The sequence below is a fragment of the Rhizobium leucaenae USDA 9039 genome (assembly GCF_000426285.1).
Classification (GTDB): Bacteria; Pseudomonadota; Alphaproteobacteria; order Rhizobiales; family Rhizobiaceae; genus Rhizobium; species Rhizobium leucaenae.
The window spans coordinates 18,018-28,296 of record NZ_AUFB01000047.1 but is presented as its reverse complement, the minus strand read 5'-3'; the positions used below and the strand labels follow the sequence as shown (position 1 = coordinate 28,296).

Here is a 10,279-nt window from a genome sequence, read left to right as displayed (position 1 = left end):
CGCAAAGACCATTCGTGTTGTTATGGACAATCTCTCTACCCATTCACCCGGCGCGCTATACGACGCGTTTCCTGCCGCCGAAGCCCGTCGTGTGCTCAAGCGGCTTGAATTCCACCACACGCCGAAACACGCAAGTTGGCTGAATATGGTCGAGATCGAGATTGGCGTTTTGAAAAGCCAATGCCTCGACCGCAGGATCGACGACAAACACAGGATGATTGCAGAGATCAATGCTTGGCAGCAGCAGAGAAACGCGCAAAGGGCACAAATCCAATGGATGTTCACCACCGAAAAAGCCCGTGAAAAACTCCACAAGGCCTATCCAGTCAAAGAGTCATAATCTCTGCGGAGGGGTACTTGAAGAAGCACGACCCGGTTGATCCGTCTCTGGCCGCGTCCGTCGAGGCCCTTTGCCGCGATGCACATAAGGATCACGACTGGAGGGCCGGCCGGGGTCCTCGCAGGCTCAGCAACCGAAAACTCGAGAACATCGAGCGGTGGCTGGAGTTGCCAATGCGCACCCCGCCATCCATTCCCCTCGAAGACGTCGATTGGGAAGTCGGTCCATGGCTGTCATCCTGGGAGATCTCGCTGCCGCCCGATCGGCCGCGTTATTTTCACCATGACAACTTATGCGGCAGAACCTGGCTGCTTTCGGGAGAGGAGCCATTAGGCGACATGGACGATGATGACGAGTTTCCAGCTTATGAAGAGCACGACAATACGGCGGAAATCGCCAAAAATCTGGTCGCCTGCTGGCCCAATCCGCCGAAAGAGATTGCGGCTACGGTCGGCGTTACCCTGCGACAACTCCAATGGTTTCTCTCGGAACGCTCCTCCCTGGACAGAACGGCCCGCTACGACCTTTCACGCCTGTTGGGCGTCGCGTATGACGAGCGGATGGGCGGCTACACTCCTTCGGGACCTTACGTCCTGATCGCCAGAAAAGCACAGGCGCTCGACGCGATCTATCAGGAGATTTCCGGCGCTGGTGATGCTTGTCCTTGTGAACTCGTTCCCGCGCAGGGAGAGGCAGATCCGAGCTGGCGATACGTCTTGATCAATGCATATGGAACGCCGCCGACCGTTGTCATGGCGCGCCGTGGCGAGGCAATCGCGGAGCGCCTTCCCGACCTGATCATGAACTACGAGGGCATTCGGCCGGTCTCCCCTACTTTTTACCGGGATGTGGTCACCACCTGCGCCCGCGCCTGCCAAACCCCTCAAGCGAATGTCCGGGAGATGACAGAATTCGCGAAACGGTATGAACGGCACTGGATTGATTGCGCGTGGCTACCGGATTGAATTTTCTGGTAGCACGTGAGCTCTGATGTTTGAGCGCGTTCGAACATACCAGCCTGGTTTCTTTGCACCCCTCCTTCCATAGGGAAAATGGAAGGTGCCGCTTTAACTCATCGTTTTCCGCGACCGTACAGCTCGATGTCAGCGACGGCGTCAGTCTTCCTTGCCTGGATGTTATCGCCATTTCCGTCAGCAAGGCGCTTTTGTGGCATACGGTCGAGGCCCGGTCTGGCAATCGAATCTACGACCTGGCCTGCCTTGGAGAAGAGGCAGCCCGGCTAGCGGCTGATCTCTACAGCTTCTTGAACCATCACCTCTTCGAATTGATCGGCTCAGACGTCGGTCATTTGAGCGAGGTGGACACGAGACTACAGTCTGTTGTCGAGGGTAGCCCGCAGGCAATATTTAGCGCAAGCCGACCTTTCCCATGCGATTTGGGGCGTTAGAGTCAATCACTCTTCTGAAACGGCCGTCTCCTCCTAAATAACGAGGTCTAATGAAAGATCCCAACGGGGCCCGTGGATCGACTTCTCCGCCCGCGTCGGTTTCTGGTTCGGCTCCCAGCGGCAGCCATTGTGCGCTCCTTCCAGACAGGAGGAGCTCGCCGGTAAATTCTTCAGGAGGCGGATGCGATCTTCACGTTTCCGCCATGTCCGCCTCCCCCAAAGACCCGGTGTTCGCCGAATGCGGAGCGGATCTGCCCATGAGGGCCGGGCAGGCCTATTTCGGGGAAGAGCAACTCGCAAACCCGGTAGGCTTCTTCCAGGTGCGGATAGCCGGAGGCGATGACGGTATCGATCCCGAGCTCCTGATATTCCCGGAGACGTTCCGCGATGGTCTTCGGAGATCCGACCAGTGCGGTCCCCGCACCCGTGCGGACGAGACCAATCCCCGCCCAGAGATTGGGAGAGACTTCGAGCTTTTCGCGGCGTCCCTGATGCAGGGCGACCATGCGCGCCTGGCCGACCGAATCCGAGCTCTTCGCGAACACTTCCTGCGCTGCGGCAATCGTTTCGTCGGAAAGCTTGGAAATCAGCCGGTCGGCCGCGGCCCAGGCCTCTTCATCGGTCTCGCGAACGATGAAGTGAAGACGGATGCCGAAGCTGACGTGCTTGCCCTTCGCCGCGGCGGCCTGGCGGACCTTGGCAATCTTCTCTGCCACTTGCGCCGGCGGTTCGCCCCAGGTCAGGTACTTGTCGGTGATACCGCCGGAAAACGCAATTGCAGCGTCGGACGATCCGCCGAAATAGAGCGGAGGGCGCGGTTCCTGTATAGGCGGCAGGCCAAGTCTCGCATCGATGGCCTTGATATACTTGCCGTCGAGGTTGGCCTTTCCGGTCTCGACCAGCGAGTTGAACACCTGGAAGAACTCGCCCGCATGATCGTAGCGTTCGTCATGCGGCAGGAAAATGCCGTCACCGGCGAGCTCCTGGGCACTGCCGCCGACCACGATGTTAATCAGCAGGCGGCCATTGGAAACGCGGTCGAGCGTCGCGGCAAGGCGCGCATAATAAGCCGGCGATGCCGTACCCGGCCGAATGGCCACCAGAAATTTCAGTCGCTCGGTATGGGCGGCGAGATCGGCGGCCAGAATGAAGGATTCTTCGCACGCCGCCCCCGTTGGGATAAGCACGCCGGAATATCCCAGCCGGTCGGCAGCCTTCGCGATTTCGCGGAAATAGGCGGGATCCGCCGGGCGGCTGAGATCGTCCGACCCCAGATACGCACCGTCACCGGACGAAGGGATGAACCAAAGAAAGTCGAGAGGCCTATCGATTACCGTCATTCCCATTCCTGTCAAAAGCGGCAGAACCGTTACAGATTTTCTCGATATTATTAAATTCTATAGTTTTCATAAGCAATTTTCTTCCAACTATCGTGCGGCTTTCGAAAAGATCGGTTCTCTTGCGGCGGTCTTAGTGACCGAAGTGATCAGTAAGTGTCTGTCTGATACGGTTCGCACCGAACACGGCGTGTTCGGTGACCTGGGGCAGACCCATCAGTTCACCAGAGGTTCCTCGGCCAAGGGGCCGGCAATGAGCACATTAGACACGGCTTCACTCCCTCGAGAGATCGAATGTGCTTTACCATTGCAGGCGATACCGAGCCACGTCGGGCAGGGCTGCAGGAGGCCGGCGACGCTAAGGTCGCGTAAAAAGTCCTGGCTCTCGAGAATAGCGCCATGCCCCGGCCCTGTTGTCACGACGATGGCCTCGACCATGATTTCCCGACTATCTCGCCTGTGCCGTTGTCGTAGGCTCACCTTGAAGCTGGAGCCGGTTCTCTCAACCGCCGCTACTGAAGCGGCGAGGATCTCAAGTTTGCCGCTGGAGAGCTCATCATTGATGACATCCTCCACCTGCGGCGGATGCGGAAGCGGTGGACGTCCCAGAACGGCCTGACATGGCGGGCGATCGGCCGGCGTTCGGCCATCGGCAAAGCGGCCCACACTTCTTGTCCCTGCAAGCGAACAGCATCGAGCACACAGTGCCAGGACAGTCCCTTGGCCTCAGCCTTCCTGTCCGCTGTGCGCACGTGCCGCAAGAGGCGGCTCGCCGTCATTGCGGGTTCCGTCACGAGATCGCCCAGCGCCTCCTGTCCGGCCGGCTGTGCCCGCGCGAACGAAGACCGCGCCGAGAGATGGATGATGTGGCCATAACGTCCGCGACGCTTCAGCGATGCCACGACGTCTGCCCGGTCCGTCCGTTCCCGATAATCAGCACATGGTCGGTCGCCGCGATGGGGCCAGCGCACCAGCGACCGTGACATCCATGACGAGTTTGCCGTCTCCGCGCAACGGCACGAGGACGTGGGCAAAGCCGGCGGCGGATGGCTGACGGCAAGGACCAGGAAATCGGCTCGAATCTCGGATCAGTCGGCAGCCTGCAAGCGATATTCCTGACCGTCTCGGCCAACTGTCTGGATTGTGGCTCGGCAGTGCACGATCCGACCCTCTGCGATCAAGGGGCGCAGTCGGGCAGCCACATAGTCACCGAAAACGGAACGCCAGGGATAAGGCAGGCCATCTCGACCGATCAGTCTTTCGTCGGCAACCTCGGTCGAACACTCTGCGAGCAGTTCAGGAAATCGTCGGGTCGCTCCGGAAAGAGTGTCATCTTACCTGCGGAGACGTTTATCCGGTGCGCAGGGTCGTTTGTACCATAGGCCAGACCCGTCACCGATATCAGAGCGCCAAGGCGATCTCATTCGGATCTCCACAGAATTCGATAGGTAATCTGAAAATCAGAGGGCGCCATGCCGCGGGGGCAGGATGCCATTCAGATAGAAGTTTCCGATATGGTGATATTTCCAGCGCACCGGATCATGCAGGGAATGCGTGCGGGCATTACGCCAAAAGCGGTCGAGCCCATAGCCTTCGAGCGTCGAGCGCGCACCACCGAACTCGATAAGCTTGGTGGCGGCAAGCTGTGCCACTTCCGTCCCGAGCGCCTTAACCTCCGCGACAGCAACGGATGCCTGCGCTACGCTCGCCGCCGTCGGTTCTGCGATGGCGCGGTCGATGATCCGCCCCGCCCTTTTGAGCAGCGCGTCGGCCGCATGCACTCTGATCGCGACGTCGCCGACGCCATGTATGGTGTGCGGATCCTCATAACCGTGCTCGATCGTCAGTTCAAAAAATGGCCGTGCATGGGCACGAACGTAGGAAATCGTCTCCGCGAGCGCCCCGCGCGCGATGCCGACTTGCACAGCAGCATGGATTATCTGCGCAAAAGGACCCATCGGCGTCGGCTGTTCGAAGCTTCCATCATGGTCAACGATCTGAAACGGCGCCACCTCGACGTCGTCGAAGGTGACGGTCCCGCTCCCTGTCGAACGCTGCCCGAAGGACGACCAGTCGTCGACGAAGCCGAGCCCCGGAGCAGCCCGGTCCATGAAGACCAAATGGACGCGGCCATTCGGTCCCTTCGCCACAGCGACGACGATATGGGCGAACAGTGAGCCGGTCGCGTAAAACTTCTGGCCGTTCAGATAGAGTTTTCCGTCGCGCTCGGCGAAATGCGTCTTAAAGTCGACCGGCGTCTTCGTGCCGATCTCTGTGAAGGCGTTGCCAAGACGGTCACCCTGCAGCACGCCCCGGAAATAGTGCTGCTTCTGCTCCTCGCTGCCGGTCAGTCGCAGCGCCTCTACCATGTAGAAATGATTTTGCGGGATCTGCCCGATTGAAGAGTCCGCAGCCGAGATGATGGCGGTGACCTCGGCCAGCGTCACCGCAGAGACGCCGGCGCCGCCATATTCCTTCGGGATGGTGATTGCCCAGAGACCGCTTTGCGAGAAGCGGTCGATCTCCGCAAGCGGAAGGCGTCGTTCGCGGTCGCGCTGAGCGGCACCGACCGCGAATTCAAGCGCAAGGTCCGTCGCGATCTGGATGGCCTCCGCATCATCGCGGATGACATGGGCCAGGCCCCCGCGCGCGGCTATGCGCGGCGCGGGACGGCCGGCGGTGAGCGCTGCATCCCGGTGCAGCTTGCGATCATTTGTGCTCATCTTGGGGTCAGTTCCAGGCGTGGCGCGGCGGGTGGACGCGGTTCAGATAATAATTGCCGACATGGTAGAACTTCCAGCGCACTGGATCATGCAGCGTATGGACGCGGGCATTGCGCCAGTGGCGGTCAAGTCCGTGCTCGGCGAGGGTCGAGCGGGTTCCTGCAAGTTCGAACAGCTTGTTCGTTGACAGGATCGCAATCTCCGTCGTCAGAACCTTGGACTCGCCTGTCTTGATCGTTGCTTCCGAGACCGTCTCCAGCGTCGGATTGGCGCGCGCCACATCGATGGCGTGCCCGGCGATCTCTAGCAGCGCTTCGGCCGCATGCAGCTTGATCTTCAGGTCGCCGATCTGGGCAATGGTGAAGAGGTCTTCGCCGGCGGTCGCCTTGCCGCTGTCGATCCAAGGCCGGCTATACTTGCTGACGAACTCGATCGTATCGTCGATCGTGCCCCGGGCGATGCCGACATCGATCGCCGACTGGATGATCTGCGAGACAGGGCCGCCGACTGTCGGATGGTCGAAAGAGGTGACCTTCAGCGCCCGAGCCTTAGGCACGCGCACGTTTTCGATCTTAACCGAACCCGACGCGGTGGTGCGCTGACCGAAGCTCGACCAGTTGTTGGTGACGGTGAGACCGGGGGCGTCGCGGTCGGCAAAGACGAGATAGCCCTGGCCAGTCTCGTCGACGCCGACGATCGGCACGATATGGGCAAGGAGCGCGCCAGTCGTGTAGAATTTCTCTCCGTTGACGACCACGTCGTCGCCATCATGAACGACCTTGGTCTCGAAATCGGCGACGGTCTTGCTCTTCAGTTCGGAGAAGGCGTTGCCGTAACGGATCCCTTCGAGCGCCCAGCCGAAGAACAGTTTCTTCTGCCCTTCCGTGCCGTCGAGATCGACGGTCGCGACGATCGCCAGATGGTTCTGAGTGATCTGCGCGATGGCCGGATCGGCCGCAGCGATGATGGCGATCACCTTTGCGAGCGTGGCATAGGAGACTTCCGGACCGCCATAAGCTTTCGGCACGTTGATGCTCCAGAGACCGCTTTGCGAATACGCGTCGAGCTCGGCGATCGGAAGCAGTCCCTCCCGGTCACGCAGCGCCGCCCCGACCTTGAAGCTCGCGGCCAGCTTCTCGGCTATCTGGATAGCCTCCTCTTCGCTCCTGATCACATGCGCCGGCTTGACCGGGCGCGGACGGGGCGACAATGGGTCTGTTGAATTGACGCGCGGATGGACGCTGTGATCAATCTTGGTCTCGGTGATGCTTCCCATAAGGAAAAACCTCGTCGGTTAAGGACCTCAGCTGGCATTGGCCAGCGTAATTGCCTGGTTGCGTTTGAAGGATTCGATGTCGCGGTAACGGTCGGCCGGATGGGCCTTGGGCAAATGGGGTCCCTCGCCGAACAGCTTCTCCCGCAGCGTTCCGGGGCGATAGCCGGTCGGATAGACCCCGCGCTTCTGTAGTTCCGGCACCAGATAGCCGACGATATCCTCAAAGGTCTCGGGAGTTACGGCATAGGCGAGGTTGAAGCCGTCAACGTCGGTCTCCTCAACCCAGGCCTGCAGCTCGTCGGCTATGGTGGAGGGCGATCCCACGACCACCGGTCCCATACCGCCGATACCGCCCCATTCGGCGAGCTCCCTGATCGTCCAGCGCTTATTCGGATCGCCTTCCGAAAGGCTCTCGATCGCCGAGTGGATGGCGTTGGTCTCGACCTTGCGCACGAGGTCGTCCGGTGCGTAGCGCGAAAAGTCGACGCCTGTCCAGCCGGACATGAAAACCAGCGAGCCATCATAGGAAACGTAATCGAGATAGTCGCGGAATTTGGCGCGCGCCTTCTCGTCGGTTTCGTCCACGATGACGGTCATCAGATTGTAGATGCGGAACTTCGACGCATCGCGCCCGACGGTCGCCGCCCGCAGCCGGACATCACGCACATAGTTCTTCAGAATGGTCCTGGTCTGTGCCGCAACGAAGACGCATTCTGCATGCTCCGCCGCGAATTGCTTGCCCGGCCCGGAAGCACCGGCCTGATAGAGCACCGGGGTACGCTGCGGCGACGGCTCGGTCAGGGCGTAGCCCGGCACTTCGAAGAAGCGGCCCTTATGGCCGATCTCGTGCACCTTCGACGGATCGGTAAAGATGCGTTTCTCGCGGTCGCGCAGTACGGCACCTTCTTCCCAGGAACCCTCAAGGAGCTTGTAGATGACCTCGAGATATTCGCTCGCCACTTCGTAGCGGTTATCATGCGCACGCAATCCGCCTTGTCCAATGTTCTTGGCACCGCTCTCCAGATAGGAGGTCACGATATTCCAGCCGACGCGCCCCTTTGTCAGGTGGTCGGCGGTGGCCAGACGCCGTGCGAAGGGATAGGGGTGCTCAAACGAGATCGAGGCGGTGATGCCGATGCCGAGATGTTCGGTGGCTAGCGCAATCGGGACCGCGAGTTGGATCGGATCATTAACCGGAATCTGCGCCGCCTGTTGGATGGCGTGGTAGTTGTTGCCCTTGTAGACGTCGTAGTAGCCGATCACGTCAGCGATGAAGATGCCATCGAAGACCCCCTTTTCGAGCGTCCTCGCAAGACCTTGCCAGTAGTCCAGATCCTTGTATTTCCAGGATCTGTCCCGGGGATGCGCCCAAAGCCCGGGCGACTGGTGACCCACGCAGTTCATGTCGAAGGCGTTGAAATGTATCTGCTTGGTCATTCCTCGATCCCATCCGAATTTCAGGCTTGGCCCCGAAGCATCCAGACACTGCACATATTTAACAGTTATTATATGTTTTTTATAGACTATTTCGTGGAATTTTTTTCTCGGAGTTTGATGGGCAGTGAATGGCTCTCGTCTCGGTTATCGCGCTGATCGGCCTTATTTGACAGCATCCGCTCGTGCGTCGCCACTTCGGCTCTAGCCGCTCGAAGCGTCGCGCCGAAAAGAAATTCTATGTTTTTTGTGTACTTTAAATTCCTGTTGGTTAACGGCAGGAGTTATCTGGCGAATGATCCCCCAAAGGCCGACGCGGGTGCCACACGGAATACCGCTCCGTGGTCATTCCTGCGGCCCGCACCATCGCAACCGAGGATCAATTCATGTCCGACCCCATCATCGACCAAGCATATCGCCGCCGCACGGTCTTGAAGACCATGCTGGCATCAGGAGCGCTTCCTCTTCTCTCATCGGGCGTCTTGTCCTCCGCCCTGGCCGCAGGCAATCGGTTCGCCGGACACACCCTCAATCTCCTGATCATTCAGCCGCATGTCGTCACAGGCAAGAAGATCTCCGAGGATTTCGAGAAGCTTACGGGTGCGAGGGTCAACGTAACCGCCGTTCCCTACGACCAGGTCAGCGTCAAGGCGACCCTCGACTTTCAATCTGGAGCCGGTGAATTCGACGTCATCGACTATTTCTATACCTACAAGGGCCAGTTGGCCGAGGACGGCGTGATCGAGGACGTCACTGACTTGATCGAGAAAGACAAGGCGGAAATCCAACCCGACGACTTCATCCAGACGATCTATGACCAGTACACGCTGCATGAAGGCCGTCGCTATGGCCTGCCTTATGACGGCGACAGCCACCTTCTGTTCTACAACAAGGAACTCTTCGATCGTTATGGCCTCAAGCCAGCAACGACCTGGGACGAATACAATGAAAACGCCAAGATCATCACCGACGCGGAATCCAAGAACGGTATCTACGGTGCTGCAGTCCTGGGCGCGAAGATCCCGGTGATCATCCTGTCGACCTATGCCAACCGCCTCACCGGCTTTGGCGGCAACTTCCTGAAAGCAGACGGCACCTCGGCCCTCGACAGCGCCGAAGCCGTGGAGGCGCTGAAGTCGCTCCTCGCATCCGCACCGCATGCATTGCCGACGCCGCTCGAGACGCGCTTCGAGGAAGGTCTACCCGCCTTCCTCAGCGGTAAGGCCGCCCAGATCGACTTTTGGACTGACCTCGGCGGCTACGCCCAGGATCCCAAGGGCTCGAAGATCGTCGACAAGTGGGGCGTCACCCGCATTCCAGTCGGTGGCGCCAACAAGACACCGCGTCTTGCCTTCAACGCCGGTTTCGGCTTCGCAATCACCAGCGGGTCGAAGAACAAGGACGTCGCCTGGGAACTGATCAAGCTCGCGACCAGCAAGGGCTACCACGAACAACTGCTCACGCTGACCGGCTCCGGTATCGATCCCGACCGTCACTCCGGCCTTAACTCCGAAAAGTTCAAGGCCTTCCAGCCGCTCGTCCAGCCGCTGCTGGCAGACGGTGCACTTGAAAACAGCCTCGCCTGGCCCACGGCCGTTTATGCCCCGAAGCTGGAAAACGCGCTGACCGATGAACTCTCCCTCGCCCTTGCCGGGACCAAAAGTGCCGAACAGGCGATCGCCGATGCCCATAAGTCCTGGACGAACATCATCGAAGCCAATGGCTGATCATTGAGCCCCGGCCCACCTGCGGACGTCGTAC

Annotated in this window: 9 protein-coding genes; 3 read left to right on the top strand and 6 right to left on the bottom strand. The window is 59.7% G+C overall.

The genetic code is table 11. The features are described from left to right. A partial coding sequence (locus tag K290_RS0130990) for a transposase (RefSeq protein WP_028755194.1) occupies positions 1-340 on the top strand: 340 nt, incomplete at its 5' end. Positions 341-357: 17 nt separating this feature from the next. Next, positions 358-1,305 (top strand): hypothetical protein, encoded by a 948-nt coding sequence (locus tag K290_RS0130985; protein WP_240535456.1) that lies wholly within the window; start codon positions 358-360, stop codon positions 1,303-1,305. A gap of 613 nt (positions 1,306-1,918) precedes the next feature. Here K290_RS0130985 and ssuD read toward each other — a convergent pair. The 6 genes from ssuD to K290_RS0130950 all read right to left on the bottom strand — a co-directional run bounded on the left by ssuD (position 1,919) and on the right by K290_RS0130950 (position 8,521). After that, positions 1,919-3,088, bottom strand: coding sequence for an FMNH2-dependent alkanesulfonate monooxygenase (gene ssuD / locus K290_RS0130980; protein ID WP_004119972.1), 1,170 nt, complete (start codon positions 3,086-3,088; stop codon positions 1,919-1,921). A 213-nt stretch (positions 3,089-3,301) separates the two neighbouring features. Continuing rightward, entirely contained in the window at positions 3,302-3,751 is a 450-nt protein-coding gene (locus K290_RS38640) for an FAD/NAD(P)-binding protein (RefSeq protein ID WP_135488289.1), read from the bottom strand. A 586-nt stretch (positions 3,752-4,337) separates the two neighbouring features. Then, positions 4,338-4,481, bottom strand: coding sequence for an FAD/NAD(P)-binding protein (locus K290_RS38885; protein WP_157385366.1), 144 nt, complete (start codon positions 4,479-4,481; stop codon positions 4,338-4,340). 64 nt (positions 4,482-4,545) lie between these two features. After that, entirely contained in the window at positions 4,546-5,808 is a 1,263-nt protein-coding gene (locus K290_RS0130960) for an SfnB family sulfur acquisition oxidoreductase (protein ID WP_004119965.1), read from the bottom strand. A gap of 7 nt (positions 5,809-5,815) precedes the next feature. Further along, on the bottom strand, positions 5,816-7,084 hold the full coding sequence (locus K290_RS0130955; RefSeq protein WP_004119961.1) for an SfnB family sulfur acquisition oxidoreductase: 1,269 nt from the start codon (positions 7,082-7,084) through the stop codon (positions 5,816-5,818). 27 nt (positions 7,085-7,111) lie between these two features. Further along, on the bottom strand, positions 7,112-8,521 hold the full coding sequence (locus tag K290_RS0130950) for an LLM class flavin-dependent oxidoreductase (protein ID WP_004119959.1): 1,410 nt from the start codon (positions 8,519-8,521) through the stop codon (positions 7,112-7,114). A gap of 383 nt (positions 8,522-8,904) precedes the next feature. Here K290_RS0130950 and K290_RS0130945 point away from each other — a divergent pair, with 383 nt between their 5' ends. Next, positions 8,905-10,245 carry an ABC transporter substrate-binding protein gene (locus tag K290_RS0130945; RefSeq protein ID WP_004119956.1) on the top strand — a complete coding sequence of 447 codons (1,341 nt, stop codon included), beginning with the start codon at positions 8,905-8,907 and terminating at the stop codon, positions 10,243-10,245. The last annotated feature ends 34 nt before the right edge of the window (positions 10,246-10,279 follow it).